This is a genomic window from Sphingomonas trueperi, from assembly GCF_040545665.1.
In the GTDB taxonomy this organism is placed as follows: Bacteria; Pseudomonadota; Alphaproteobacteria; order Sphingomonadales; family Sphingomonadaceae; genus Sphingomonas; species Sphingomonas trueperi_B.
Window position 1 is genome coordinate 134,977 of record NZ_JBEPMH010000005.1, and the last position, 24,315, is coordinate 159,291.

General features: G+C 66.1%; 30 protein-coding genes and 1 pseudogene. 13 read left to right on the plus strand and 18 right to left on the minus strand.

All coding sequences use genetic code 11. The features are described from left to right. Window positions 1–46: 46 nt before the first annotated feature. The 5 genes from flhB to flgC are packed head-to-tail and all read right to left on the minus strand — an operon-like array spanning window position 47 to window position 2,899. Window positions 47–1,120: a flagellar biosynthesis protein FlhB gene (gene flhB, locus ABIC65_RS16390; RefSeq protein WP_354310176.1), complete on the minus strand. Its 1,074-nt coding sequence runs from the start codon at window positions 1,118–1,120 to the stop codon at window positions 47–49. After that, window positions 1,120–1,878, minus strand: coding sequence for a flagellar biosynthetic protein FliR (fliR, locus tag ABIC65_RS16395; RefSeq protein WP_354310177.1), 759 nt, complete (start codon window positions 1,876–1,878; stop codon window positions 1,120–1,122). Before fliR ends, flhB begins: the two co-directional genes overlap by 1 nt. After that, the gene (locus ABIC65_RS16400) at window positions 1,875–2,138 is read right to left on the minus strand and encodes a flagellar biosynthetic protein FliQ (protein ID WP_066722503.1); all 264 of its coding nucleotides are present in this window, start codon (window positions 2,136–2,138) and stop codon (window positions 1,875–1,877) included. Before ABIC65_RS16400 ends, fliR begins: the two co-directional genes overlap by 4 nt. Before the next feature lie 17 nt (window positions 2,139–2,155). Beyond that, complete coding sequence (locus tag ABIC65_RS16405; RefSeq protein ID WP_354310178.1) at window positions 2,156–2,479, minus strand: flagellar hook-basal body complex protein FliE; 324 nt, start codon at window positions 2,477–2,479, stop codon at window positions 2,156–2,158. A gap of 12 nt (window positions 2,480–2,491) precedes the next feature. Beyond that, window positions 2,492–2,899, minus strand: a complete 408-nt coding sequence (gene flgC / locus ABIC65_RS16410) for a flagellar basal body rod protein FlgC (protein WP_354310179.1) — start codon at window positions 2,897–2,899, stop codon at window positions 2,492–2,494. A gap of 116 nt (window positions 2,900–3,015) precedes the next feature. On the opposite strand from flgC, the gene ABIC65_RS16415 reads away from it, so the two are divergent. Genes ABIC65_RS16415 through fliP form a run of 3 tightly spaced genes read left to right on the plus strand, consistent with a single transcriptional unit; the run spans window position 3,016 to window position 4,689 of the window. Then, window positions 3,016–3,252 (plus strand): FliM/FliN family flagellar motor switch protein, encoded by a 237-nt coding sequence (locus ABIC65_RS16415; protein ID WP_121075729.1) that lies wholly within the window; start codon window positions 3,016–3,018, stop codon window positions 3,250–3,252. A gap of 14 nt (window positions 3,253–3,266) precedes the next feature. Next, a complete protein-coding gene (locus tag ABIC65_RS16420) occupies window positions 3,267–3,941 on the plus strand; it encodes a FliO/MopB family protein (RefSeq protein ID WP_354310180.1) in 675 nt (224 codons plus the stop codon). Beyond that, window positions 3,934–4,689, plus strand: coding sequence for a flagellar type III secretion system pore protein FliP (fliP, locus tag ABIC65_RS16425; RefSeq protein ID WP_354310181.1), 756 nt, complete (start codon window positions 3,934–3,936; stop codon window positions 4,687–4,689). The genes ABIC65_RS16420 and fliP overlap by 8 nt, the downstream gene beginning before the upstream one ends. A 144-nt stretch (window positions 4,690–4,833) precedes the next feature. On the opposite strand, the gene trpS is transcribed toward fliP, so the two are convergent. From trpS to secB, 3 genes are all read right to left on the minus strand, one after another. Continuing rightward, window positions 4,834–5,823 (minus strand): tryptophan--tRNA ligase, encoded by a 990-nt coding sequence (gene trpS / locus ABIC65_RS16430; protein ID WP_354310182.1) that lies wholly within the window; start codon window positions 5,821–5,823, stop codon window positions 4,834–4,836. 105 nt (window positions 5,824–5,928) lie between these two features. Continuing rightward, a complete protein-coding gene (gene murJ / locus ABIC65_RS16435; RefSeq protein ID WP_354310183.1) occupies window positions 5,929–7,497 on the minus strand; it encodes a murein biosynthesis integral membrane protein MurJ in 1,569 nt (522 codons plus the stop codon). A 79-nt stretch (window positions 7,498–7,576) separates the two neighbouring features. Then, the gene (gene secB, locus ABIC65_RS16440) at window positions 7,577–8,080 is read right to left on the minus strand and encodes a protein-export chaperone SecB (RefSeq protein WP_313535313.1); all 504 of its coding nucleotides are present in this window, start codon (window positions 8,078–8,080) and stop codon (window positions 7,577–7,579) included. 161 nt (window positions 8,081–8,241) lie between these two features. Here secB and ABIC65_RS16445 point away from each other — a divergent pair, with 161 nt between their 5' ends. From ABIC65_RS16445 to ABIC65_RS16460, 4 genes are all read left to right on the plus strand, one after another. After that, entirely contained in the window at window positions 8,242–8,886 is a 645-nt protein-coding gene (locus ABIC65_RS16445) for a Tim44/TimA family putative adaptor protein (protein ID WP_354310184.1), read from the plus strand. An 8-nt stretch (window positions 8,887–8,894) separates the two neighbouring features. Beyond that, window positions 8,895–10,247, plus strand: a complete 1,353-nt coding sequence (gene mltA / locus ABIC65_RS16450; RefSeq protein ID WP_354310185.1) for a murein transglycosylase A — start codon at window positions 8,895–8,897, stop codon at window positions 10,245–10,247. Then, entirely contained in the window at window positions 10,244–10,843 is a 600-nt protein-coding gene (locus ABIC65_RS16455; RefSeq protein ID WP_354310186.1) for a Smr/MutS family protein, read from the plus strand. Before mltA ends, ABIC65_RS16455 begins: the two co-directional genes overlap by 4 nt. A gap of 113 nt (window positions 10,844–10,956) precedes the next feature. After that, on the plus strand, window positions 10,957–12,606 hold the full coding sequence (locus tag ABIC65_RS16460) for a putative bifunctional diguanylate cyclase/phosphodiesterase (protein ID WP_436286739.1): 1,650 nt from the start codon (window positions 10,957–10,959) through the stop codon (window positions 12,604–12,606). Window positions 12,607–12,610: 4 nt separating this feature from the next. Here the strand turns inward: ABIC65_RS16460 and dapE are convergent, their stop codons facing one another. Next, a complete protein-coding gene (gene dapE, locus ABIC65_RS16465) occupies window positions 12,611–13,753 on the minus strand; it encodes a succinyl-diaminopimelate desuccinylase (protein ID WP_354310188.1) in 1,143 nt (380 codons plus the stop codon). On the opposite strand from dapE, the gene ABIC65_RS16470 reads away from it, so the two are divergent. Continuing rightward, window positions 13,753–14,214 carry a cupin domain-containing protein gene (locus ABIC65_RS16470; protein WP_354310189.1) on the plus strand — a complete coding sequence of 154 codons (462 nt, stop codon included), beginning with the start codon at window positions 13,753–13,755 and terminating at the stop codon, window positions 14,212–14,214. The genes dapE and ABIC65_RS16470 overlap by 1 nt on opposite strands. A gap of 124 nt (window positions 14,215–14,338) precedes the next feature. On the opposite strand, the gene ABIC65_RS16475 is transcribed toward ABIC65_RS16470, so the two are convergent. Beyond that, entirely contained in the window at window positions 14,339–15,001 is a 663-nt protein-coding gene (locus ABIC65_RS16475) for a glutathione S-transferase family protein (RefSeq protein ID WP_354310190.1), read from the minus strand. Between the two features lie 125 nt (window positions 15,002–15,126). On the opposite strand from ABIC65_RS16475, the gene ABIC65_RS16480 reads away from it, so the two are divergent. Then, on the plus strand, window positions 15,127–17,079 hold the full coding sequence (locus ABIC65_RS16480) for a S9 family peptidase (RefSeq protein ID WP_354310191.1): 1,953 nt from the start codon (window positions 15,127–15,129) through the stop codon (window positions 17,077–17,079). Here the strand turns inward: ABIC65_RS16480 and ABIC65_RS16485 are convergent. The 6 genes from ABIC65_RS16485 to rpmH form a co-directional block, all read right to left on the minus strand. Further along, complete coding sequence (locus ABIC65_RS16485) at window positions 17,076–17,402, minus strand: gamma-glutamylcyclotransferase family protein (protein WP_354310192.1); 327 nt, start codon at window positions 17,400–17,402, stop codon at window positions 17,076–17,078. The genes ABIC65_RS16480 and ABIC65_RS16485 overlap by 4 nt on opposite strands. 10 nt (window positions 17,403–17,412) lie before the next feature. Next, window positions 17,413–18,048, minus strand: a complete 636-nt coding sequence (gene yihA / locus ABIC65_RS16490; RefSeq protein WP_093293544.1) for a ribosome biogenesis GTP-binding protein YihA/YsxC — start codon at window positions 18,046–18,048, stop codon at window positions 17,413–17,415. A gap of 190 nt (window positions 18,049–18,238) precedes the next feature. Then, complete coding sequence (gene yidC / locus ABIC65_RS16495) at window positions 18,239–19,957, minus strand: membrane protein insertase YidC (RefSeq protein ID WP_354310193.1); 1,719 nt, start codon at window positions 19,955–19,957, stop codon at window positions 18,239–18,241. Between the two features lie 21 nt (window positions 19,958–19,978). Next, a complete protein-coding gene (gene yidD, locus ABIC65_RS16500; protein ID WP_010545929.1) occupies window positions 19,979–20,191 on the minus strand; it encodes a membrane protein insertion efficiency factor YidD in 213 nt (70 codons plus the stop codon). Further along, window positions 20,188–20,547 carry a ribonuclease P protein component gene (gene rnpA, locus ABIC65_RS16505; RefSeq protein ID WP_294256351.1) on the minus strand — a complete coding sequence of 120 codons (360 nt, stop codon included), beginning with the start codon at window positions 20,545–20,547 and terminating at the stop codon, window positions 20,188–20,190. The genes yidD and rnpA overlap by 4 nt, the downstream gene beginning before the upstream one ends. A gap of 14 nt (window positions 20,548–20,561) precedes the next feature. Continuing rightward, window positions 20,562–20,696, minus strand: coding sequence for a 50S ribosomal protein L34 (rpmH, locus tag ABIC65_RS16510; RefSeq protein ID WP_010545931.1), 135 nt, complete (start codon window positions 20,694–20,696; stop codon window positions 20,562–20,564). Between the two features lie 238 nt (window positions 20,697–20,934). On the opposite strand from rpmH, the pseudogene ABIC65_RS16515 reads away from it, so the two are divergent. Together ABIC65_RS16515 and ABIC65_RS16520 are read left to right on the plus strand one after the other, a co-directional pair. After that, window positions 20,935–21,048: pseudogene (locus tag ABIC65_RS16515) on the plus strand (ATP-binding protein); the annotation flags it as partial. 212 nt (window positions 21,049–21,260) lie between these two features. After that, window positions 21,261–22,229 (plus strand): site-specific integrase, encoded by a 969-nt coding sequence (locus ABIC65_RS16520; protein ID WP_354310194.1) that lies wholly within the window; start codon window positions 21,261–21,263, stop codon window positions 22,227–22,229. Window positions 22,230–22,324: 95 nt separating this feature from the next. Here ABIC65_RS16520 and ABIC65_RS16525 read toward each other — a convergent pair whose 3' ends face one another. Further along, window positions 22,325–22,684, minus strand: coding sequence for a response regulator (locus tag ABIC65_RS16525; protein ID WP_354310403.1), 360 nt, complete (start codon window positions 22,682–22,684; stop codon window positions 22,325–22,327). A gap of 99 nt (window positions 22,685–22,783) precedes the next feature. Then, complete coding sequence (locus tag ABIC65_RS16530; protein WP_354310195.1) at window positions 22,784–23,104, minus strand: hypothetical protein; 321 nt, start codon at window positions 23,102–23,104, stop codon at window positions 22,784–22,786. A gap of 174 nt (window positions 23,105–23,278) precedes the next feature. Between ABIC65_RS16530 and ABIC65_RS16535 the strand changes: the two genes are divergently transcribed. Both ABIC65_RS16535 and ABIC65_RS16540 read left to right on the plus strand, forming a co-directional pair. Beyond that, window positions 23,279–23,467: a hypothetical protein gene (locus ABIC65_RS16535; RefSeq protein WP_354310196.1), complete on the plus strand. Its 189-nt coding sequence runs from the start codon at window positions 23,279–23,281 to the stop codon at window positions 23,465–23,467. A 91-nt stretch (window positions 23,468–23,558) separates the two neighbouring features. Beyond that, window positions 23,559–24,173 carry a hypothetical protein gene (locus tag ABIC65_RS16540; protein WP_354310197.1) on the plus strand — a complete coding sequence of 205 codons (615 nt, stop codon included), beginning with the start codon at window positions 23,559–23,561 and terminating at the stop codon, window positions 24,171–24,173. The last annotated feature ends 142 nt before the right edge of the window (window positions 24,174–24,315 follow it).

The window sequence follows — 24,315 nt, forward strand, 5'->3', positions numbered from 1 at the left end:
GTATTGCGAGTCAATCGCATTATCAAATTTGGGGTCGGAATCGGCCTTAGCGCAGGCCGCGCGCGATCCGCAGGACGTAGCTGATCACCTCGGCCACCGCGGCATAGTGCTCCACCGGGATCGGCTGGTCGAGCTCGGCGCTGGCATAGAGCGCGCGGGCGAGGGGGCGGTTCTCGACGAGCGGGATGTTGTGCTCGGTGGCGATCTCGCGGATCTTCAGCGCGATCGTGTCGACGCCCTTGGCGACCACCACCGGCGCGCCCATGCTGCCATGGTCGTACTGGAGCGCGATGGCGTAGTGGGTCGGGTTGGTGATGACCACGCTGGCCTTGGGGACGTTGGACATCATCCGGCTGCGCGAGCGCTGCATCTGCATGCTGCGGATCTTGCCCTTGATCTTCGGATCGCCCTCGCTCTGCTTGTACTCGTCCTTCACTTCCTGAAGGCTCATCCGCATCCGCTTCATGAACGAGCGACGCTGCCAGACGAAGTCGAACAGCGCGAGCGCGCCGACCAGCGTGGCGATCGGGCGGAGCATCGAATGGACGATGTCGCTCGCCGCCGCGCCGGTATCGACCAGGTCTGCGCCTACCAGCCGGTCGATCGTCGCGGCATGCGGCCATGCGATCGCCGCACCGATGCCGCCGACTAGGCAGAGCTTGGCGAAGGTCTTGAAGAACTCCACCATCGCCTGCTTGCCGAACATGCGCTTGGCGCCGTTCATCGGATTGAGCTTGTTCCACTTCGGCTTGATGCGCGACCAGCTGATCATCGGCCGGCCCTGGAGCACGCCGCCGAGGATCGCGAAGCCGAACAGCGCGGCGAGGATCGGCGCGAGCGCTGTGCCGACCGCGCCGAACAGACCGGTGGCGAAGCTTTGCGAGCCGTCTGGATCGAAGCGGAAATCGTCTGCACCGCCCCACAGCCGGACGAACAGATTGCCCAGCTGCTGGATCGTGTAGGTGCCGAGGCCGCCCATCACCACCAGTGCGGCCACGAACATCGCGGCATGGCGCATTTCGGGCGCCATCGGCACGTCGCCGCGCTTGCGCGCGTCTTCGAGCTTCTTGTCGGTAGGTTCCTGGGTCTTGTCGTCCGAATCGTCGCCGCCGCCCGCCATCACCAGCCCTTTTGCAGCACGTCACCCATGGTCTGGGTGAAGAAGGTGAGCATGGTGCCGATGGTGGTGATCATCAGCGCGACGCCGAGCAGCAGGTTGAGCGGCTGGGCGATGAAGAAGACCTGGATCGCGGGTGCCACGCGTGCGGCGAGGCCGAGCGCGACGTTGAAGACGATGCCGTAGACGAGGAAGGGCGCGGCAAGGCTTATGCCCAGCGTCATCGAACGACCGATCGCCTCCACCGCCAGCTCGGCGAAATCGTGCATCGGCGGCATGCCGCCGATCGGGAAGGTCTGGTAGCTGTGGACGATCGCGCCCAGCCAGAGGTGATGGACCTGCATGCTCATGCACATCAGCGCGGCGACGATACCGACCAGCTTCGACAGCATCGGCGCCTGGCCGGACTGCGAAGGATCGAAGATCACCGCCGAGGACAGGCCGATCTGGAGGCTCATCAGCGAGCCCGCCATTGAGATCGCGAAGAACAGGATCTTGACGATCATCCCCATCGCCAGCCCGGTGATCAACTCGGTCACCAGGATCGCGGGGAGCACGGCGCCCGCCTGCACCGCGGCGCGCGCCGGCGCGCCGATCAGGCAATAGATCGCGAAGGACATCGCGAAGGCGATGAACAGGCGGATGCGACCGGGGATCGCCTCTTCGCCGAAGACGGGGAGCAGCATCAGCACCGCCCCGACCCGCGCGAAGACGATGAAGAAGGCCGAGACCTGCAGCGCGAGATCGGGGGGGACGATCATCCGTGGATGATCATGTCGCTGATCTTGGCCATGAACTGGCCAAGCGCCTGCCCGATGGTGGGCAGCATCAGCAGGAACACCAGCCCCATCGCGACCAGCTTGGGCACGAAGGTGAGGGTGGTTTCCTGGATCTGGGTAAGGGCCTGGAGCAGGCCGACGAACACGCCGACGATCAGCGACGTCAGCAGCAGCGGCCCGACAACGGTGAGAATCAGCATCAGCGCGGATTCGGTGAGGCTGATCAGCTGTGCGGGCGTCATGTCGCGGCGTGCCTTCGTCAGATCTGCATGCGCATGATGTCGGTATAGGCACCGACGACGCGGTCGCGCACCGCGACCATGGTGTCGAGCGCGGTCTCGGCGGCGCCGATCGCGGTGACGACGTCGATCAGGTCTCCTTTGCCGGCGACCTGCTTGGCCGATGCGGCCTCCGCCGAGCGCAGCTTGTCGGCGGTGCCGCCTACCAGGTTCTCGACCATCGCGCCGAAGCCCGACTGCTGGTCGCCGCCGATGTCATTGCCGCCCGCAGCCTTGCTGAGCGTGTTGCCGATCGACGCGGCCCGGCCATAGGCCTTGCTGGCGTCCAATGCTCCGATGGACATGATCCGGATTCCTTACTTGAGCAGATCGATGGTGCGCATCGTCAGGCTCTTGGCCGCTTCGATGGCGTTGAGATTGGCTTCGTAGCTGCGCTGCGCCGCCTTCATGTCGGCGGTCTCGATCAGGCCGTTGACGTTGGGGCGCAGTACATAGCCCTGCGCATCCGCCGCCGGGTGGCCCGGCTGGTAGACCTTCACGAATTCCGACTGGTCGTTCTGGATGGCCTTCACCTTCACGCCGGTGCCGCCGGTGGCGCGATCCATCGCCGCCTGGAAGCTCACGACCTTGCGGCGATAGGGATTGCCGCCCGGAGTATCGGCGACCGAATCCTGGTTCGCGAGATTTTCCGCGATCGTCCGCATCCGCAGCGACTGCGCGCGCAGACCCGAGGCGGAAACGCCCAGCGAAGCATCCAAATCCATTGTTGATCCTCCACGAGCCTGAAAGCGGCCCACGCCATCATTGTAGGCAAATTTTGCCGGGCTGGGCGTCGGGGGCGGAAAAAAGGTTCCTATAAGTCAGGGGGAAAGGGAGACGCATGTCCGTACTCGATGGAATCATGATCGAAATGTCGGTGGTGCTCGGTTCTACCGAGGTGCCGGTCCGGCAGATCCTGCAGATGAGCCGCGGGGCGATGATCCCGCTGGATTGCGGGCAGGACGATCCCAGCATGGTCTATGTCAATGGCGAGCTGGTCGCGCTGGGGCGCATCCTCGTCGACGGTGAGGTCATGTCGCTCGAAATCTCCGAACTCGTAAAGAAGTCGCGTCACTAATGGATCTTCTGTCGATGCTACGTACGCTGGGCGCGCTGGGCCTGGTGTTGGGGATGCTGGCAACGGCACTGTGGGTTGTTCGTCGCTATGATCTGAAATTGCCGGGCCGTGTGGCCGGCGGGGGACGCAAGCGGGTGGAACTGGTCGAGCGGCTGGCGGTGGACGCCAAGCGCTCGGTCGCGCTGATCCGTCGCGACGGGTGCGAGCACCTGATCTTCATCGGCCCCGAGGGCCATGCCACGATCGAGACAGGTATCGTCGCGCCGCCGCAGCCTGTGGCGGAGGCGACCGCGGCTGCCGAGGGTTCGGCCAAGATAGAGGACGATTTGGCGGTACTCAAGGCGGGCGTGGCCAAGCTGGCCGGCAAGCTCGACTTCAAGGCGATGGTGGAGCGGGTGCGCCCGGATGCGTACCCGGCGACCGGGGCCGTGGCTGAAACGCCGGTGGAAGCGCCGGTCGACACACCCGTCGTCGCCGCTGTCGAGCCTGCGCCGAGCCTGCCGCTGGCAGCGAACGACGCCGAGCCCGACGCGACGGTGGAAGCCGGAACGGAAATCGAGACCGACGCCGCGCCCGCCGCTGCGGAGCGCGCTGCGCGCCCGCGCGCCCGTGCGCAGGCCCGCACTCGCATCCCGCGCGACACTACGCGCTGGAACAAGCGCGCCGTGCGTGAGGCTCTTAATGGGTAAACTGCTTGCCGCGGCCGCACTGCTGATCGTGCTGCCGGTCGCGGCGCACGCGCAAGCCGTTGCACCTGCCGCGCAGGCGGCGGCGCAGGGCGCGACCATCAGCATCGGCGGCGAGGGGCCGCTTTCGGCCAAGGCCATCCAGCTGGTGCTGATGCTGACCGTGCTCAGTCTGGCCCCGGGCCTGCTGATGACGGTGACCAGCTTCACCCGCATGGTCGTGGCGCTGTCGCTGCTGCGTACCGGCATCGGTACGCCGGGCGTTCCGCCGAATCCGGTGATCATCAGCCTTGCGCTGTTCCTCAGCTTCTTCGTGATGGCGCCGACCTTCGAGAAGGCGTGGAACGAAGGCGTCGAGCCCTATACCAAGGGCAAGCTGACCGAGGTGGCGGCGTTCGAGAAGACCAGCGAGCCCTTCCGCCAGTTCATGCTTGGCCAGGTGCGCGACAGCGATCTCAAGCTGTTCGCGGACCTCGCCAACAAGAAGATCGCGACGCGCGCCGAAACGCCGCTCACCACGTTGGCGCCGGCCTTCATGATCTCCGAACTGCGCCGTGCGTTCGAGATCGGCTTTCTCTTGCTGCTGCCGTTCCTGGTGATCGACCTGGCGGTGTCGGCAGTGCTGATGGCGATGGGCATGATGATGCTGCCGCCGCCGACGATCGCGCTGCCGATGAAGATCATCTTCTTCGTGCTGGTCGACGGCTGGGCACTGGTCGCCGGCTCGCTGGTGAAGAGCTTCACGCATTGAGTCTACATTCTCCCCTCCCGCTTGCGGGAGGGGGAGGGTGTGTCGTGGAGGCTCCTTCTGCAACGGCGTCGCCCGCTAACCTCACGCACCCTCCCCTAGCCCCTCCCGCAAGCGGGAGGGGGATTTAGAAGGGAAGGGACGGGATCAGACCTGCAGCCCCACCGCCCGCTGCGCCGCCTTGAGCGTCGGCGCCGCGAGCGCACTCGCCCGCGCGGCGCCTTCGGCAAGCTTCGCCCCCACTTCGGCGCGGTCGTCCAGCAGCGCGGTCAACCGCTCGCGGATCGGCCCGAGGACCGAGATGGTCAGGTCCGCCAGCGCCGGCTTGAACGCGCCGAAGCCCTGGCCGGCATATTCCTCGACCACCGATTGCGGATCACGATCCGCCAGCGCCGCGAAGATCGTCACTAGGTTGCGCGCCTCAGGCCGCTCCGCAAGCGCGTCGAACGAGTCCGGCAGCGGCTCGGGATCGGTCTTGGCCTTGCGGCACTTGGCGGCGATCGTGTCGTTGTCGTCGATCAGGTTGATGCGGCTCAGGTCCGACGGGTCGGACTTGGACATCTTCGCATTGCCGTCGCGCAAGCTCATGATCCGCGGCGCGGCCTTGCTGATCAGCGGCTCGGGCAGCGGGAACAGCTCGACACCGAAGTCTTGGTTGAACTTCGTCGCGATGTCGCGGGTGAGTTCCAGATGCTGCTTCTGGTCCTCGCCCACGGGGACGTGGGTCGCCTGGTAGACCAGGATGTCGGCGGCCTGCAGCACCGGATAGGTGAACAGCCCGACGCTGGCGCCGTCGCGGTTCTTGCCGGCCTTGTCCTTCCACTGGGTCATGCGGTTCAGCCAGCCCATCCGCGCGGTGCCCTGGAGGATCCAGCACAGCTCGGCATGGGCGGGGACGCGCGCCTGGTTGAACAGGATCGAGCGATCGTCGATGCCCGCAGCGAACAGCGTGGCCGCCATCTCGATCGTCGAGTTGGCGAGCTCCTGTGGGGTCACCGTGCCGGTGAGGGCGTGGAGATCGGCGAGGAAGAACAGGCATTCGCCCTGATCCTGCATCGCGACCCACTGCTTGATGGCGCCCAGATAATTGCCGAGGTGAAGGTTGCCGGTGGTCTGGATGCCCGAGACGACGCGCATTGGTATTCACTCCGCACCCGGTTGACCGTTCGGCCGTTGGACCGGCCGCGGGTCCGTGGCGGCGGGGGTGCTTGCGGCCGCGCGAATTGCCAGGACGCGGGCGCTCTACCGCGCGGCGCGGCGGCGGACCAGCGCCTTGATGTCCGAAAGCAGGAAGGCGCGGGTGGCGAAGCAGGCGGCGACATAGATCGCGCAGCCCGCGCCGACGAGGAGCACCAGCCCGGTATAGCGCTCCCAGATCCGGCCGTTGAGCCACGGGTCGAGCAGCCCGGCCCCCGCCCAGAGCGCCACGCCCATCAGGATCGCGGCGAGCGCGAGCCGCGGCACGCGGCGGGCGAGCTGTGCGTCCACCGTGAAATGCCCGCGCTTGCGCAGCGTGAGGTACAGCATCGTCACGTTGACCGTGGAGGACAGCGCAGTCGCGAGCGGCGGCCCGAGATGCGCGATCAGTGGGATCAGCGCGAGATTGGCGGCGATGTTCACGCCCACCGAGATCATCGCCAGCCGCACCGGCGTCCGGGTGTCCTGCCGGGCGTAGAAGCCGGGGGTCAGCACCTTGACGAGGATGTAGGAGGGCAGACCGATCGAGAAGCCGGCTAGTGCCCAGGCGCATTTCACCGTGTCCTCGGGCGTGAAATGGCCGTACTGGAACAGCCCGCGCACGATCGGCTCGGCGGCGACGATCAGCGCGACCATCGCGGGGAGGGTGAGGAACAGCGCCAGCTCCATGCCGCGGTTCTGCGTCTCCATCGCCTCGGCTTCCTTGCCCGCGCCGAGCAGCCGCGAGATGGTGGGCAGCAGGATCGTGCCCAGGCCGATGCCGATCATCCCCAGCGGCAGCTGGTTCAGCCGATCGGCATAATAGATGTACGAGATCGACCCTTCGCCGAGCAGCTTGCCCGAGAGTGCGGTGGAGATGACGAGATTGAGCTGCACCGCGCCGGCGCCCACCGCCGCGGGCAGGATCAGCTTCATCAGCCGCCGCACATCGTCGTCGATCCGGGGCAGGCGGGGTCGCAGCGACACGCCAGACGCGCGGCAGGCAAGCGCAAGCCAGCCGAGTTGGAGCAGCCCGCCCATCGGCACCGCGATCGCCTGCACCCGCGCAGTCTCCTCCGGCGTGCCGTGGAAGAAGAATAGCCCCGTGACCATCGCGATGTTGAGCAGGATGGGGGCTGCGGCGTTGACCCAGAACTTGTCGAGCGAATTGAGGATGCCGCCGAGCAGCGACGCGAGGCAGATCAGCATCAGATAGGGGATGGTGATCCGCGACAGCTGCACCGCAAAGGCGAACTGGTCCGCCGTGGGGTGCTGCTTCTCGAAGCCGCCGGAGAGGATGGCGGTGAGCGGCCAGGCGGCAGCGAGTGCCACCAGCGTCAGCACGAGCAGGATCAGGAACAGGACCGAGAGGGTGCGCTCGGCGAAATCATAGGCCGCGCCGCGCTCGCCGTTCACGCCGAGCTTCTGGTTGAACATCGGGATGAAGGCCGATGCGAAGGCGCCCTCGGCGAAGAAGGCGCGGAACATGTTGGGCAGGCGGAAGGCGACGAGAAAGGCGTCCGACGCGAAGTTGGCGCCGACATAGCGCGCCTGGAGCGAATCGCGGACCAGCGCGAGGACACGACTGGCCAGCGTGAGACCGCCCACCGAACCCAGGCTGCGCACAAGCTTCATCGAGATTTCGCCGTCCTAATACAGAAAAGGGGGCGCCACCGACGTGCGGCGCGCCCCCGAATTCAGGCTGCAGCCCGGATCAGGCGTGGCCGGCTTCTTCGAAGCCGATCGCGCCTTCCTGCTGGGCACGCTGCTGCATGTAGATGCCGGCGAAGTCGATCGGCTCCAGCATCAGCGGCGGGAAGCCGCCGTCCCGGACCTGGTCGGCCAGCACGCGGCGCGCGAAGGGGAACAGGATGCGCGGGGCTTCGCCGAGCAGGAACGGATCGAGCGCTTCCTGGGGAATGTTGCGGAGCGCGAACAGGCCCGCATAGGTGAGGTCGACGATGAACGCGACCTGCTCGCCGGCCTGGGCGCGGACTTCGATCTTCAGCGCGACTTCGTACACATCGTCGCCGACCTTGTTCGAGCCGATGTTGAACTGCACGTCGATCGCCGGCGGCGTCTGCTGCTGGTAGATCGCCGGTGCGTTCGGATTTTCGAACGAGAGATCCTTCACATATTGCGACAGCACGCCCGCCTGGGGCGCATCGTCCGCGCCGCCTTCAACGCCCATGCCGGCGTAGGTGTCGTTCTCGGCCATCCAACTTTCCTCTTTATGCAGGAGAATTTCGCGCCCTCGGCGCGTTACGGGGCAAGCGACTAGCAGGCGTGTGCCGGTGGTGCAATCGCACGGCCCATCGTACGGTTTGAATCCCGGGGCACGAAGGCCTATGTACTACAGACGGAGGCTTTGGAGGGCCAGTGTTCTACGTCATTCTGTTCGCGATGGTGGCCGGTTTCCTGGCGCTTCGGCTGTATGCCGTACTCGGCAAGCGTACCGGGCACGAGCAGCCGTTGCCCAAGCCTGCCGAGGAGCGCGTCGCCGCGCCGCCCGTGACGCGGACGATCGAGGCGCTGCCCGAGGTCCGCGACTCGGCGAATCGCGCGATCGACTCGGGGGCCGAGACCGGCCTGCGCGCCGTCGTTGCGGCGGACTCGAGTTTCGACGTCGCCAAGTTCCTCGAAGGCGCCAAGTCCGCCTATCGCATGGTGCTCGAAGCCTTCTGGAAGGGCGATGAGGAAACCCTGCGCTTCCTGGTCGACGACGAGGTGCGTGCCGCGTTCGAGCAGGCGATCGCCGATCGCAAGCTGACGGGCGAAGTGCTCGACAACCGCCTGGTCTCGATCGAGCGCGCGACCATTTCCGAGGCCGGCGTGGAGAACAAGGTGGCCCGCGTCACCGTGCGCTTCGATGCCGATATCGTCGCGCTGACCCGCGATGCCGAGGGCAATGTGATCGCCGGCTCGCTGAGCGATGCGGTGACCACGCACGACGTCTGGACCTTCGCCCGCAAGCTGCGCAGCGACGATCCGAACTGGAAGCTGGTCGAGACCGACGAAGCCTGAGGGGCGGTATGCGAATACTCGGGGGATTGGCGCTCGCGGGGCTGCTCGGTGCATGTTCGAGCGGCATCGTTCCCCCGGAAGCGGGCGAGCGGCCCGCGCCGACGCGTCCGGCGCCCGCACGGCCGGAGCCCGCACCCGAGCGTCCGCGCCCGGGTGCTACGCTTCCTGAGACGCCTGCAAATCTTCCCGCACGCCAGCCGACCGCCGCGACCCCGCTGCCCGCGATGCCGGCCGCGCCCGTCGCCACGGGCGCGACCACGGCCGCCATGTCCGGCCTGGTCGCCGGTCCGGCGATCGAAACCCTGCCGATTACCTCCGACAATGCGAAGCGCGCGCTCGCCGCGTTCAGGCTCAGCTGCCCGGGGCTGCTGCGCCGCACCGACGCCTCCGGGCTCACCACCGGCAGCGACTGGACCAATGCCTGCGCCGCCGCGGCGAGCTGGTCGGGCGACGCCGCGCCTTTCTTCGCCCAGTGGTTCGAGACGGTGCAGGTCGGCAACGGCGCCGCCTTCGCCACCGGCTATTACGAGCCCGAGATCGCGGGGGTACGCGCACGGCGCTCGGGCTATGACGTGCCGGTGTACGGCGTGCCGGACAATCTGATCGAAGTTGATCTCGGCCTCTTCTCCGATGCGCTGAAGGGCAAGAAGATCCGCGGCCGCGTCGATGGCCGCCAGTTCGTGCCCTATTACGACCGCACCCAGATCGAGCAGGGCGCACTCGAGGGCCACGCCCCGGTGATCGCCTGGGCGGCCGACCCGATCGAGATGTTCTTCCTGCAGGTGCAGGGCTCGGGCCGGCTCAAGGGGCCGGACGGGCAGGTGCTGCGCATCGGCTATGCCGGGCAGAACGGCCGCGACTATACCGGCATCGGCAAGCTGATGAAGGATCGCGGGCTGCTCGGCCCCGGCCAGACCTCGATGCAGGGCATCGTCGCCTATTTGCGCGCGCATCCGGAAGAAGGCCGCGCGATCATGCGCGAGAACAAGAGCTTCGTGTTCTTCAAGGAGCTGAACGGCGCCGGCCCACTGGGCGCGATGGGCTATCCCGTCGCCGGCTGGACGAGCGTGGCCGCCGACCCGAAGTTCATTCCGCTCGGCGCGCCGCTGTTCCTGTCGATGGACCGCACCGATGCGAGCGGGCTGTGGGTGGCGCAGGATACCGGCGGCGCGATCAAGGGCGCCAACCGGGTCGACACCTTCTGGGGCGCGGGCGACGATGCGCGCGCGATCGCCGGCGGCATGGCGGCGCGCGGTACCGCCTGGCTGCTGCTACCCAAGGGTACGCTCGCCCGCCTGAATGCGACCCAGCCGCCTGCACCGCAGCCGGCAATCCCCCAGCCCACGATTCCCCAGCCATGAGCGGGCGCGGGCGCCGCGATCTGGCGCCCGAGGAAGCGGCGCTGTGGCAGAAGGTGATTGCGAGCGTCACCCCGCTCCACGTCCGCACCGCACCCAGGCGCCTCCCGCCGGAACCGGCACCGGCGCCGCAACCCGTTGCCCGGCCGGTCCGCACGCCGCTCGCCATACCGATCGGCAAGCTCACACCGACAAGGCCCGCGCGGTCGGCGATTACGCTCTCCACGCCGATGCCCGACACGCACGAGCGTCGAACGCTCGACGCAAGCTGGGATCGACGGCTCTCGCGCGGGCTGGTGGCGCCGGAAAGTTCGATCGACCTGCACGGGCACAATCTCCACGCCGCCTATGATCGACTCGATGCGGGGCTCGCCCAGGCAATCGCGCAAGGGGATCGCGTGTTGTTGCTGGTCACCGGCAAGCCGCCGCGCCCCGAGTCGGAGCGGCCGCATGCCCGCGGCGCCATTCGGGCGGCGGTGGGGGACTGGTTGGCGGCCTCGCGGCATTCGGACAAAATTGCGGCGGTACGTCAGGCGCATCCTCGCCACGGCGGCGCAGGCGCGCTGTACATTGTATTGCGGCGCCCACGGTCTTCGTAGAAGTCCTGAATTTCTTAACTAATGCATGCGAAGTCTACAGCGGCGCCATCTACTGTCGGCGTCGCTGGGGATCTTTGGAGCGTCGATCGGCAATGCGCTGGGGGGAGCGAGGCATGGGAAGGGGAGTGGCAAGCGCCGCTGCGCTTGCAGCCTGCCTGCTCGTCGGCGCCGCATGGGCTGCGGGCGCGACGCTGAACGTGCTGGGCGTCGCTGTCGCGCTTGCCGTGCCGCTGATCGTCCTCACCGTTCTCGCCGTGCTGGTCCTGCTCCAGCCGCGCCGCAACGCCGTGCTGACCGCCGCGGTGGACCGGCTGCATGCCGCCGCGCTGGGCGACCTCGAAAGCCCGCTGCCGACCGCGCTGGCACAAGGCGCCCCGCGTCTCGCCGAGTCGATGGACGAGCTGTTCCTCAAGCTGCGCGGCAATCTGGAGAGCGTGCACCGGCTCGCCATGTTCGACACGGTGACCGGCCTCGCCAACCGCCCGCATTTTCGCCGCAGCGCCGAGCGGATGCTCGAGGACGCGCACGAGGAAGCGCGCGCGGTGCTGTTCTTCATCGATCTCGATCGCTTCAAGGCGGTCAACGATACGCTGGGCCATGCGGTGGGCGACGTGCTGCTCGGCATGGTCGCCAACCGGCTGCGTGCCGTGGGCGACCAGTGCGCCGCCTTCAACCATGGCGAGACGCCGCTGATCGGCCGCCTCGCCGGCGATGAGTTCACCCTGTTCTTCGCCGACCTGCCGGATCCCCATGCCCGTGCGCGGGTGGGCGAGAAGGTGCTGGAGGCGCTGTGCGAGCCGTTCGATCTCGCCGGCCAGCAGGTCTGCATCGGCGCGTCGGTCGGGCTGGCGCTCTATCCCGATCACGGGGTGACGCTGCACGAGCTGATGGGTGCCGCGGACGCTGCGATGTACCAGGCCAAGACCCAGGGCCGCGGCCGCGTCGAGACGTTCAGCGACGGCCTCGCCGCGCAGATGATCGCCCGCGCCCGGCTGGAGACCGAGCTTCGCGCCGCGATCGAGCATGACGAATTCGCGCTGGTCTTCCAGCCGCAGGTCTCGGCGAGCACGGGCGCGATCGTCGGGGCCGAGGCGCTGCTGCGCTGGCAGCATCCCGATGGCACCAAGCTGCCGGGTTCGTTCCTGCAGCGCGCCGAGGAGACCGGGCTGATCGTCGAGATCGGCGACTGGGTGGTGGCGACCGTGGCGAACACCATCGCGCGCTGGGCCCGGCTCGGCGTCGAGCAGCGGTTGGCGGTGAATGTCAGCCAGCGCCAGATCGACCATGCCAGCTTCTTCCGCCATCTTCGCGCGGCGATGCTCGCGGCACAGGCACCCGCCCGGCTGCTCGAACTGGAGATCAGCGAGACGCTGGCGATGCATTGCTCCGAGGACGTGCTGCGCGCGATCGCGACACTGCGCTCGGCGGGGGCGACGATCGCGGTCGACGATTTCGGCACCGGCTATTCGAACCTCGCCCGGCTGCGGCGGCTGCCGATAGACCGGGTCAAACTCGACCGCAGCCTGATCGAGCATGTCGGTACCAATCCTGAGGCGCGCGCCGTCGCGCAGGCGGTGATCGGCCTCGTCCATGGCATCGGCTGCGAGGCGGTGGCCGAGGGCATCGAGAACGAGGCCCAGGCCGCGGTGCTGCGGGTGATAGGCTGCGACGTGCTGCAGGGCTATGCGATAGGCGCGCCGATGGGTGAGGCGGACTTCCTCGCCTGGGTGCAGGACATGGCGCCGCGCCGGGCGACGGCCTGAGCGGTCAAACGCGGCGCAAGATCTCCGCATAGACGTTGGTCAGCGCACGCAGATCGGCGAGCGCTACGGCCTCGTCCAGCTTGTGCATGGTGGCATTGAGCAGGCCGAACTCGACCACCGGGCAGACGCGCGACAGGAAGCGGGCGTCCGACGTGCCGCCGGTGGTCGAAAGCTCTGCGTCCACCCCCAGCACGTCGCGGGTCGCGCCGCTGATCAGCTCCGAAAGCGGGCCCGGCTCGGTGAGAAAGGCCTCCCCATAGACGCGGCCGTGCACCTCGGCGTTGGGTGCGTGGCGCGCTACGATCTCGCGGATGCGGTCGATCAGGTCGGGCCCGCGCTGCTGGTCGTTGAAGCGGATGCTGATCCGGGCGGCGGCGCGGCCGGGGATGACGTTGGTCGCCTTGTTGCCGACCGCGAGATCGATCACTTCGATGTTCGACGGCTGGAACCAGGCATTGCCCGCGTCCAGCACGATCGCGTCGATTTCGGCCAGCGCGCGGACGAGGCGGGGGACCGGATTGTCGGCGAGGTGCGGGTAGGCGACATGGCCTTGGCGGCCGATCACGGCGATGTCGATCACCGTCGAGCCGCGGCGGCCGATCTTGATCGTGTCGCCCAGCCGCTGGGCCGAGGTCGGCTCGCCGACGACGCAGCAATCGGGGACGAGTCCGCGCTCCGCCATCCGCTCGATCAGCTTCGGCGTGCCGTAGGTGGCAGGGCCTTCCTCGTCGCCGGTGATGATCAGGCTGGTGGTGCCGCGTGCGGGCACCTGCGCGGCGGCGGCGACGAAGGCGGCGATGGCGCCCTTCATGTCCACCGCGCCGCGGCCATAGAGCAGGTCGCCGCGGATCTCGGGGGCGAAGGCGCCGCTGGTCCAGCCCTCGCCGGGCGGCACGACGTCGAGATGGCCGGCAAAGGCGAGGTGCGGTCCATCGCTTCCCCGCACCGCCAGCAGGTTCTCTACCGGGCCGTCGGGCGCCTCGCCCTCGACGAAGCGCTCGACGCGGAAGCCGAGGGGCAGGAGCGCCTGCTCCAGCACGTCGAACACGCTGCCGCGCGCAGGCGTGACGCTTTCGGCGCCGATCAGGGCCTTGGTGAGTTCGACGACGTCCGGCACACTACCTCCCAAACACAAGGGAGGCGACATTGCCCAAGCTGGACCTGGATACAATCCCGCAGACCAATGCCACCGGCTATCCGCCACCGTTCGACGCGCCGGTAGCCGAACGCTGGTACCGCCGGCTCGCACCGCCGAGCGGGCTGACGGCGATGGGGGTGAGCCATGTCGTGCTCAAGCCCGGCGCCTGGTCGTCGCAGCGCCACTGGCACGACCAGGAAGACGAGTTCGTCGTGATGCTGGCGGGCGAGGCGGTGCTGGTGGAGGAGGGCGGGGAAACGGTGCTGGTTGCGGGTGACTGCGCGGCGTTCCCGGCGGGGGTGGCGGACGGGCACCATCTGCAGAACCGGTCCGAGGCCGATGCGGTGTTCCTCGCGATCGGCGCGGGGCCGCGCGGGAGCGGGGAGTATCCCGATATCGACATGGTGTTCACGCCCGAGGGATATTTCCGGAAGGACGGGACGCGGTACGACACCGAGCGGTTGAAGTAGGTTCTCTTCTAAGCCCCTCCCCTTCAGGGGAGGGGTTGGGGTGGGGCTGTGTCTCACAGAGACCAACCTGCGTTCTGGAATCCCTCCACCCCCAACCCCTCCTCCAAGGAGGAGGGGCTTAGCGCTAGGTCACCGGCAGTTCGTACTTCTCGATCACCCATTCCTCTTCCTGCGCGCCCGCGATCCAGTCCTGCATAAAGGGGTGCTGGAGCACGGCGAGCATGTAGCTCTGGGCAAAGCGGGGGACGGGCAGCGAATAGGTGACGATCCGCGTCACCACCGGTGCGAACATGATGTCGGCGGCACCGAACGCGCCGAACAGGAACGGCTCCTCGCTGCCGTAGCGCGCGCGGGCCTGGGCCCAGAGCTCCATAATCCGCTCGAGATCGGCTGCCACGTCCGCATCGACCGGCGCGGGCGGATAGACCTGGCGCACGTTCATGCTGTGCTTGCTGCGCAGCGCCGTGAAGCTCGAATGCATCTCCGCCGCCATCGACCGCGCCATCGCGCGCGCGGCGGGGTCTTCGGGCCAGAACAGCGTGTTGCCGGTCTTGTCGTTGAGATATTCGACGATCGCCAGGCTGTCCCACACCACCGCATCGCCGTCCCACAGGATCGGTACCTTGCCCGAGGACGGCGCGAACTCGGCGCCCTGGCGGCGCTTGTCCCAATCCTGGTCGTACATCGGCACGACCGTCTCCTCGAAGGGGAGCCCGGAGAGCTTGCAGGCGAGCCAGCCGCGGAGCGACCAGGACGAATAGGCCTTGTTGCCGATGATTAGCTTCATGGGCATCGGGGATAGCCGGGGGGCGGGAGGACGGCAACCGCCGCCATTGCATGTGGCGCAAATCGAAAGCACCTTGCCTGCTACCGCGGCGGGGGCCGCGAATCGGAGCTTATCTGGGGGCAGGAATGCGGAACAAGGGGCGGCTGCTGGCGGCAGCGGCGATGCTGTGCGGGCTGGCGATTCCGGCGGGCGCGCAGCAACAGGCGACGGCCGATGCGGCCAAGGCCGCGGCGCCGGCGCGGCTCGACGTGGCGGTATTCGCCGAACTGCCGCCGGTGCAGCGCCCGGACCTGTCGCCCGACGGCAAGCACATCGCGGCCAAGCTGGCGATCAACGGCGCGCAATATTTCGCCGTCATGGATCTCGATGGCGGCAACCGCCAGGTCATCGGCACCGGCGACATCGACATCAACTGGTGGAGCTGGGTGAACAATTCCTGGCTCGTGCTGGGCGTGCGGCGCGAGGTGGAATTCGAAGGCGACAAGTGGCCGATCAGCCGCGTGTTCAGCGTCGAGGCCGCCACCGGCAAGCTGATCCTGCTCAACACCCGCGATACCGCCCAGAATGGCGACGACGTGCTGTGGATGCCGCACGATGGCTCCACCAAGGTGCTGCTGTCCGCCCAGACCTCGGTCTACACCAACGAGCCCGGCTTCTGGCCCAAGGTCGACGAGGTGGACGTCACCAACGGCCGCCACCGCCCCGTGATGGAAGGCCGCGAGGGGGTGATGGACTGGTATGCCGATGGCAGCGGCACGGTTCGCATGGGCGTCGGCACGTCGATCGATGGGCGCCAGCGCCGGCTGCTCTATCGGCCGAGCGCGCGTGACAGCTTCCGGGTGATCGATCGCGCCAAGGGCATCAATGACGGCCTGCTGATGCCCAAGCTGTTCCTGTCGGACCCCGGCAAGGCGCTGGTGGTGCAGGACGACGATCAAGGCTTCTCGGCGCTCTGGGAATATGACCTGACGACGATGCAGCGGGGCAAGAAGGTGTTCGGCGTCGCCGGCTATGACATCGATGGCCCCGTGATAGACACGCGCACCTCCACGCTGCTGGGCGTGGGGGTGACCGAGAAGTCCGCGCGGACCGAATGGCTCGATCCGGCCATGGTGGCGCTGCAGCGCAAGCTCAGCGAGCGGGTGAAGGGCGCGCGCGTGCAGATCACCAGCTACAGCGCCGATCGCTCGGTGGTGATCGCCCATGTCGGCGATGCCAGCGCCCCGGGCGCCTATTTCATCTACACCGCGGCCGACGACGCGATGACCGCCCTGTCGATGAACAACCAGACGCTGGGGCTGCGGCGTCTCCATCCGGTGACGACTATCCAGTACAAGGCGCGCGACGGCCTGGAAATCCCCGCCATTCTCACGCTGCCGCGCGGCAGCACGGCCAAGAACCTGCCGCTGATCCTGATGCCGCATGGCGGCCCGCAGGCGCGCGACGAGGAGAGCTGGGACTTCATGGCCCAGTTCCTCGCCGATCGCGGCTATGCGGTGATCCAGCCCAATTATCGCGGCTCCTCGGGGCTCGGCACCAGTTTTCTCCGCAAGGGCGACGGCCAATGGGGCCTGGCGATGCAGGACGACCTCAACGACGCGGTGAAGGCGCTGGCGGAGCGCGGCATCGCGGATCCGAAGCGGGTGTGCGTGGTCGGGGCTTCCTATGGCGGCTATGCGGCGCTGCGGGCGGCGCAGCGCGACGGCGGGCTGTTCCGCTGTGCGGTTTCCTACGCGGGCGTGTCCGACCTCCAGCGGATGGTCAGCTATGACTCGCAGTTCCTCGGCGGCGGTGCGGTGAAGGACTATATCAAGTCCAAGGCGCAGGATTTCCGGGCGGTATCGCCGGTCTTCCACGCGCAGGATTTCTCGATTCCCGTGCTGCTGGTGCACGGCAAGAAGGATCGGCGCGTGCCGTTCAACCAGAGCAAGGTGATGGTGGATGCCCTGAAATCGGCGGGCAAGACCTATGAGTTCCTCGAACAGCGCGAAGCCGACCATTTCTTCAGCCGCGCCGACGACCGGCTAACCTTCCTCAAGGCGATGGAAGCCTTCCTCGCCAAGTACAACCCGGCCTAGGCCCTTACATACACCCAGGCGCGGGTGCCCGAGGCGAGGGGCACCCGCACCCGGACATAGTTCTCGCTCTCATAGATGTCGGCGGCTTCCAGCTCCTCAGGCGTGAGCTGGAAGACCTTGCCTGCGATTGGCGGGCCGTCGCCGGGGACGAGCGCCAGATGCGTTTCGATGCCGCTGGCGTCGAGCACGGCGGGGTCGCGGATCTGGATTTCGGTGATCACATAGCCGTGGAGCACGTCGTCGGTGCCGTCGAGCAGCCGGCCGAACTGGCTGAGTTGGACCTGGTCGAGCTGGAGCGTGCCGTAGGAGAAGAGCGGCTCCATATGCGTGCCCTCAGCCGATCGCTTCGAGCACCGCGGCGCGCAGTTCGGGCAGGCCCATGCCCTTGTCGCTCGACGTCGCCAGGATCTCGGGGTGGGCGGCGGCGCGCTTGCGGGCTTCTTCCACCGTGCGGGCGGTCACCTCGGCCAGTTCGCTCGCCTTGATCTTGTCGGTCTTGGTGAGGACGATGCGGTAGCTGACGGCGGCGTCGTCGAGCATCTCGAGGATCTCGCGGTCGACATCCTTGATGCCGTGGCGCGAATCGATCAGCACCAGCGCGCGCTTCAGCTCCTGCCGGCCGCGCAGATAGTCGTTCACCAGGTAGCGCCACTTGCGCACCATGTCCTTGGGCGCCTTGGCGAAGCCGTAGCCGGGCATGTCGACCAGGCGGAAGCGCAGCGGCTCGCCGACGTCGAAGAAGTTGAGTTCCTGCGTGCGGCCGGGGGTGACCGAGGTGCGGGCGAGGCTGTTGCGGTTGGTCAGCGCGTTGATCAGCGACGACTTGCCGACGTTCGAGCGGCCGGCGAACGCCACTTCCGGCACCGTCGGCGCGGGCAGATGCTCGAGCGCGGGGGCGGACTTTAGGAAGGCGATGGGGCCGGCGAACAGCTTGCGCGCGGCTTCGATCTGGTCGGGGTCGAAGGACATCAGGAATTCAGCTGCCTCAGAGAATGAGGCCCTTTCAAATCCTCCCCTGGAAGGGGAGGTGTCGCGAAGCGACGGAGGGGTGTCGACGGTGCAATGGCGGTCCTCCGACGCGAACGGGGACACCCCTCCGTCAGGCCTTCGGCCTGCCACCTCCCCTTGCAGGGGAGGATCGTGGAGGGGCGTGCCGCCATTACTTGGCCTTGGCCGTGTCCGGCTTGGCCACCGGGACCTTCATCTCCGGGTGCCGCGCATAGAGCCACTGCTGCTGGAGCACGGTCAGCACGTTCGACGTGATCCAGTAGATCTGCAGGCCGACGGCGAACGGCGCCATCAGGAACATCAGCATCCACGGCATGATCGCGAACATCTGCTTCTGCATCTCGTCCATCGGCGCGGGGTTCATCCGCATCTGGAAGAACATCGATACGCCGAGCAGCACCGGCACCACGCCGATCGCCAGGAAGCTGGGCAGGGTGAAGTGGAGATAGCCGAACAGGTTGAGGATCGTCGCCGGATCGGGTGCCGAGAGATCGCGGATCCACAGCACGAAGGGCTGGTGGCGCATTTCGATCGTCAGCAGCAGCACCTTGTACAGCGCGAACATGATCGGGATCTGCAGGATCATCGGTGCGCAGCCGGCGAGCGGATTGACCTTCTCCGTCTTGTACAGCTGCATGATCTCCTGCTGCTGGCGCGCCTTGTCGTCCTTGTAGCGCTCCTGGATCGCCTTCATCTTCGGCTGCACCTGGCGCATCTTCGCCATCGAGGCGAACTGCTTTTGCGCGATCGGGAAGAGCAGGCCGCGGATGGTGATGGTCAGCAGGATGATCGCCACGCCGAAATTGCCGACCAGCTTGAACAGCCAGCTGAGATAGGTGAAGATCGGGCGTTCGATGATCTCGAACCAGCCCCAGTCGATCGCGCGCTCGAACTTCGCGATGTCATACTGTTTCTGATAGGCGTCGAGCAGCTTCACTTCCTTCGCGCCGGCGAAGAAGTGGCTGGTATAGGTCGCTTCCTTGCCCGGGCGGATCGCGATCGGCTGGGCGAGCGCGACATCGGCCTGGTACTGCTGGGCGGCGGTGCCGCGCTGCTGGATGGTCACCCCGCCGCGCTGGTCTGGGATCGCCGCGGTCAGCCAGTAATGGTCGCTGAAGCCGACCCAGCCGCCGGTGGTGGTGAACTGCTGCGGCGTGCTCTCCACGTCCTTCCAGTTGATATAGTGCGCCGCATCGTTGGTCGCGGCGACCGGGCCGACATGCGCGGCCCACTGGCTGGTATCGGTCGAGCGCTGGCCCCGCGAGATCAGCGTATAGGGCGTCACGGCCACCGGCGCGCCGCCGCGATTGGCGACGGTCTGGCGGACGGTGAACATGTAGTTCGAATCGACGCCGAGCTCGACCGTGAAGGTCTGGCCGGCGCTGTTGGTGGCGGTGAGCTTGACCGGCGAGGCGGGCGTCAGTGTCTCGCCATCGGCCTTCCACACGGTGTTGCCGTCCGGCGCGCCCGCGCCCTGCCAGCCGAACTGCGCAAAATAGCTGCCCTCGGCACCGCTCGGCGAGAGCAGGCGGATCGGCGGCGAGTTCTTCGCGACGGTCTGATCATACTGGCGCAGGACGAGATCGTCGATGCGCAGGCCCTTGAGGTTGATCGAGCCCTTCAGTGCGGGGGTATCGATCGCCACGCGGGGGCTATCGGCCAGCACCGCATCGCGGCTGCGAATCGTCTTGGGCGCGTTGGTCGCCGGATCGACGCCCGAATTGGGCACCGGCTGCAGCTTGCCGTCGACCATCTTCGCGGGGGCGGCCGGCTGCTGCGGGAAAAACCAGTGGCTGATCATCGGCCAGCCGAGCAGCACGAGCGCCGCGAACGCCGCGAAGAGGATGAAATTCTTCTGTTCTTCTTTCACCGATAATCCCCGGAAGGAAACTCAAGGAACGGGATCTGGGCCGTGCCCGCCCCATGGATGGCAGCGCGCAATGCGCCGGAGCGCAAGCCAGCCGCCTTTCACCGCCCCATAGCGGCGAAGCGCCTCGATTGCATAGGCCGAACAGGAAGGCTGGTAGCGGCAGGTGGGCGGCAGGATCAGCGACGGACCCAGCTGCCAGGCGCGCGCGAGCAGCATCAGCAGGCGCGCGATCATGATTCGACCTTGGGGTCGCCCTTGGGGCGCACGCGCCGAAGCGCCTTGGCGAGTTCCGCCTTCAGATCGGCATAGGGGCGTTCGATTCCGCCGTTCCGGCCGATCAGCACATGGTCCGCGCCGGCGATCCCCGCCTCGGGCAGGATTTCGCGCGCAAGCATGCGAAAGCGCCGCTTCATCCGATTCCGGATAACGGCGTTGCCAACTTTCTTGGATACGGTAATGCCGATCCGCATCGACGGATCGGCATCGTTCCGTTCGCGCACCAGCAGGACGAAACCGGGCATCGGTGCCCGCTTTCCCCCGTTGGCGGCGAGATAGTCCTTGCGCTGCGTGAGCCGGTCGAGGCTCAGCAAGGGCGTGTCGGTGCTTACGCCGACAGCTTCTTGCGGCCGCGGGCGCGGCGGGCGCGGATCACATTGCGACCGCCCGGGGTCGCCATCCGTGCACGGAAGCCGTGCCGGCGCGCACGCACCAGGTTGCTCGGCTGAAAGGTCCGCTTCATCGCTCATCCTCGAGTATCTAGAACGTAAAAGGGCCGCCACAGGGGCGGCCGCGTGTCGAGCGCCATTACGGGCAAGCGGCGCCAGAGTCAACGCAGGATGCGGAAATTGGCCGGGTTCGGAGCACATCGCCCCACAGATGGGAGAGGTGTGGTGCCTGTGCAATACGCTCGACCCTGATTGTACCGCTTCCGTAGCGAGCAAAAGCCGCTATGCTCTCATATCGGGGAGGGGGCTCTCGTGGTCGCCAGCGTCTCGACGGTTGCCTATCTGGGGTTGGAAGCGCGCGCGGTGGAGGTGCAATGCAACCTTGTCGCCGGGCTGCCCAAGTTCGTCGTCGTCGGAACACAAGACCTCGTATTTCTCCTTATGCGCCGACACCTCCCGATCGAAGTTGTCTTGAGGTTCATCGCCGCGTGACGTGTCGAACGCAAGAGGCTGCGTTCATGGTTGGAGATTGTCTGCAATTGCAGATCTTAAATCCAGTGAAGAAATAAAGATTAGGTGGTATCCTGAGTTGATCAACTCGGGAGAAATGCGTGCTTAGGTTCGTAGGAGATCGTTGGGTGGTCGAGTTTGCTTCGGGGTCGGGGCGGCTTTCAACTAAGAGTTTCACATCCGAAAGTCGCGCCAAGGCGTGGATGACAATGAGGCAGGGCGCATTATCGCGATATGGCCCGCTTGAGCACGCGTCCGACCCTTACGTGGACACCCTTGGTGACCTGCTGGAGCGATATGGCCGCGATGTCTCATCGCAGAAGCGCGGAGCCACGGTGGAGGGATACCGCATCGGCAAGCTCCGGCGCTCGCTTTTGGCGGCCCTTCCGGTCGCGGAGCTGACAAGTAAGGCAATCGCTGACTACCGGACTGAGAGGTCGGCCGAGGTGTCCTCCAGCGCCATCCGAAGCGAGATAAGTCTCATCCGGCGGACTTTGGAGACTGCGAGGCGGGAGTGGGGCTATCAGCTCCTGACGAACGTCGCTGCCCTGGTCGCCCTTCCAGCGCCAAGTGCTGCTCGGGATCGTCGGTTGCGAGCTGGCGAATACGAAGCGCTCCGGGACGCACTTGCCGGCCATCCACTTGCCTGGGCCTACGTCCGGTTCGCCATCGAGACGGCGATGCGCCGGGGTGAGATACTGTCGCTGCGATGGCGCGATGCGTTCTTGTCCCAGGGTTGCGTTCATATCCCCAAGACGAAGAACGGCCGGCCGCGTACCGTTCCTCTGACCGACGAGGCCCTGAACGTGCTGAAGGCACTCAAGCCGCACGGCGAGTACGTGTTCCCTATCGATGTTCATGCCCTCCGCTGGGCGTGGACGACAGCCTGCAAGCGAGCGGGCATTCAGGACCTTCGGCTGCACGATCTACGACACGAAGGCGTTTCCAGGTTATTGGAGCTAGGCCTGTCGCCACCGGAGGTCGCCACGGTCAGTGGGCATCTGACATTATCCCAATTGATGCGATACACGCACCCGGACGCACAGCGGATTCGTGCCAAACTCGCCGGTCGAAGGACGGGGCAATCGGTTGAGTGAAGGGCTGCCGACGATTCCCGAATGATCTTATCGGCCGCCTAGGCTTCAGGCGGACCGAGAAGCGGAGGGCCTGGGGGAAACCCTGGGCCCTTTTGCTATCCGCGGAACCTGCCGTCCTTCACCTGGTGCCGCATAGTCTCCGCGAGCGTCCGGTAGTCGTAGGGCTTTGGCAGGTACACTCCGTCATCCGGAATTTCCCAGTCCTCCAGCCGCTGGCGACCCGAAGTTACAACGATGCCAACCTTTGGATGCCGAACGGCCACGACGTCCGCCAACTGTAGCCCGTCTATCGCTCCCGGCATGTTGATGTCGGTAAAGAGCACCTCGACCTTGTTCTCCGCCAGAACGTCGAGGGCCTCAGTGGCGCTTTGAGCCTCCAGAACGTTGAATCCGTCCTCGGCCAGGATGTCAGCGGCCAGCATGCGAACGATTGGCTCGTCCTCAGCAATCAGCACGGTCAAGTCGCATTCCTGGGCCATTATTAGCTTCCCCTTGATGCATGTTGACTAACGATCTGAATGCAAAAGGGTTCGGGTATATTATCGAAAATCAATCTAACCGCGATACCTGCGCTTCATCGCCTGGAACTCCGCTTGCGTCGCGGGGCCGATCGGTGGGCTATTCGGCTCCTCCAGGCTCGCACGCATCGAACAGAGCTTTTGCTTGCAGATGGTGCAGCGGAAGAAATTAGAGAGCATGACGAGATTGAGCGGCCAGACCTTGAGCCGCGCTAGGCGCTCCAGTGGGGCCGCGTCGATGATCCGGATGCGGTCGCAGCTCTTACAGACCAACTCGACGGCCAAGCCCTCTTTCACGCAGGCGTCTACGGTCTTGCAGCGGGCGCGTCGGCGTTGCTCTTCGGGCGGGTGGTCCATGCAGCCGGGCATATCAGAACAAATCGGGAACATGGAAGAGGCTTGCGGACTCGATCGGCACGCGGCATCCCGCGTCGATGCGCTTCGCTCCCCTCGCCCCCCCTATGCTTCCTCGTCGCGTCTTGCGGTGGCGGAGCGGAAACCTACACGCTCTATCGAACGTCGAGTGTCGAGATGGACATCAAGGGCACTCAGCTTGCCCGCATCCATTGGGCAACATTCGACGCAAGCGAGTCGAACCCGGCTTACAATCTCGACAACTGCTCGATGGCTATGGAGCTGCTCAACGAGAACGTTGGGCGCCTCAATGCCGGCAAACACCCGGTCAAGTTTTGGTGCGAAAAGGGCAAGTACCATAGCTAAGGACGCGGCGCGGGCTCGCTAAGGAGTTAATGTGAGGAGACCTCAATCAAAGGCGGCGGACACCCGAACCCGTCTCGCTTACGCCGGACTGATGGAAGAATTGAAAGTCCGACTGCAGGCTATAGAGCTTGCCGTGAACGGTGACTATCATCTCTCACCAGGTTTTGTGGAAGAGTTCTGCTACCTTCAGTTGCGCATGATCGGCGAGCTGATTGCTTTAGCCTGCTTGCTCGCACACGGAGACATTCCCGCAACGCAGAAATCAACCCTGCAGACGAGCTGGGATGCTGACAAAATCCTCAAAACGCTTGCAGGTCTACATCCCAACTTCTTTCCAATTCCTGTTAGGCGAGAGCATCAACCTCCCTCAGAGAGTGCACCGCGGGGAAGCATTCGTCTGCACGAGGTGACTGAGGAATATCTCACAAAAGAGGAGATTCTTTCTTTCATCGGAAAGGTTGGTAACAAGCTGCATCGTGGAAGCCTAAAGAAGGTGCTAAGGAATCAACTTACCGTACAAATGAATTTTCCCGAGATAACTTCGTGGCACGACAAAATCGTTAGGCTGCTAAATGAGCACAGGATAATGCTCGCCGATTCTAAGTCGATGTACTATTGTGCTTTGATGGAGCCTTCGATGAATAACCAGGTGATGGTTGCCTTCGCCGAGGCACCCCTGCCGATCTTCGCAGACCCGGACAAATAGGGTCTGATAAAAACCCCCAGGCACCCGAAGGCGCTAGGGGGTCTTTGAGGCAGCATTAGGCGGCTGCGGGCGCCGGCTGCGAGGTCTTTCGAGGCCCTGGAGCGCGCGAAGCCCTCTTCGGCCTCCAGCTCGTCCTGGAGCA

Coding starts and splice junctions, on each gene's coding strand:
- flhB (WP_354310176.1), bottom strand. CDS start 1,120: ATGGCGGGCGGCGGCGACGATTCGGACGACAAGACCCAGGAACCTACC.
- fliR (WP_354310177.1), bottom strand. CDS start 1,878: ATGATCGTCCCCCCCGATCTCGCGCTGCAGGTCTCGGCCTTCTTCATC.
- ABIC65_RS16400 (WP_066722503.1), bottom strand. CDS start 2,138: ATGACGCCCGCACAGCTGATCAGCCTCACCGAATCCGCGCTGATGCTG.
- ABIC65_RS16405 (WP_354310178.1), bottom strand. CDS start 2,479: ATGTCCATCGGAGCATTGGACGCCAGCAAGGCCTATGGCCGGGCCGCG.
- flgC (WP_354310179.1), bottom strand. CDS start 2,899: ATGGATTTGGATGCTTCGCTGGGCGTTTCCGCCTCGGGTCTGCGCGCG.
- ABIC65_RS16415 (WP_121075729.1), top strand. CDS start 3,016: ATGTCCGTACTCGATGGAATCATGATCGAAATGTCGGTGGTGCTCGGT.
- ABIC65_RS16420 (WP_354310180.1), top strand. CDS start 3,267: ATGCTACGTACGCTGGGCGCGCTGGGCCTGGTGTTGGGGATGCTGGCA.
- fliP (WP_354310181.1), top strand. CDS start 3,934: ATGGGTAAACTGCTTGCCGCGGCCGCACTGCTGATCGTGCTGCCGGTC.
- trpS (WP_354310182.1), bottom strand. CDS start 5,823: ATGCGCGTCGTCTCGGGCATCCAGACCACCGGCAACCTTCACCTCGGC.
- murJ (WP_354310183.1), bottom strand. CDS start 7,497: ATGAAGCTTGTGCGCAGCCTGGGTTCGGTGGGCGGTCTCACGCTGGCC.
- secB (WP_313535313.1), bottom strand. CDS start 8,080: ATGGCCGAGAACGACACCTACGCCGGCATGGGCGTTGAAGGCGGCGCG.
- mltA (WP_354310185.1), top strand. CDS start 8,895: ATGCGAATACTCGGGGGATTGGCGCTCGCGGGGCTGCTCGGTGCATGT.
- ABIC65_RS16455 (WP_354310186.1), top strand. CDS start 10,244: ATGAGCGGGCGCGGGCGCCGCGATCTGGCGCCCGAGGAAGCGGCGCTG.
- ABIC65_RS16460 (WP_436286739.1), top strand. CDS start 10,957: ATGGGAAGGGGAGTGGCAAGCGCCGCTGCGCTTGCAGCCTGCCTGCTC.
- dapE (WP_354310188.1), bottom strand. CDS start 13,753: ATGTCGCCTCCCTTGTGTTTGGGAGGTAGTGTGCCGGACGTCGTCGAA.
- ABIC65_RS16475 (WP_354310190.1), bottom strand. CDS start 15,001: ATGAAGCTAATCATCGGCAACAAGGCCTATTCGTCCTGGTCGCTCCGC.
- ABIC65_RS16480 (WP_354310191.1), top strand. CDS start 15,127: ATGCGGAACAAGGGGCGGCTGCTGGCGGCAGCGGCGATGCTGTGCGGG.
- ABIC65_RS16485 (WP_354310192.1), bottom strand. CDS start 17,402: ATGGAGCCGCTCTTCTCCTACGGCACGCTCCAGCTCGACCAGGTCCAA.
- yihA (WP_093293544.1), bottom strand. CDS start 18,048: ATGTCCTTCGACCCCGACCAGATCGAAGCCGCGCGCAAGCTGTTCGCC.
- yidD (WP_010545929.1), bottom strand. CDS start 20,191: ATGATCGCGCGCCTGCTGATGCTGCTCGCGCGCGCCTGGCAGCTGGGT.
- rpmH (WP_010545931.1), bottom strand. CDS start 20,696: ATGAAGCGGACCTTTCAGCCGAGCAACCTGGTGCGTGCGCGCCGGCAC.
- ABIC65_RS16530 (WP_354310195.1), bottom strand. CDS start 23,104: ATGGACCACCCGCCCGAAGAGCAACGCCGACGCGCCCGCTGCAAGACC.
- ABIC65_RS16535 (WP_354310196.1), top strand. CDS start 23,279: ATGGACATCAAGGGCACTCAGCTTGCCCGCATCCATTGGGCAACATTC.
- ABIC65_RS16540 (WP_354310197.1), top strand. CDS start 23,559: ATGGAAGAATTGAAAGTCCGACTGCAGGCTATAGAGCTTGCCGTGAAC.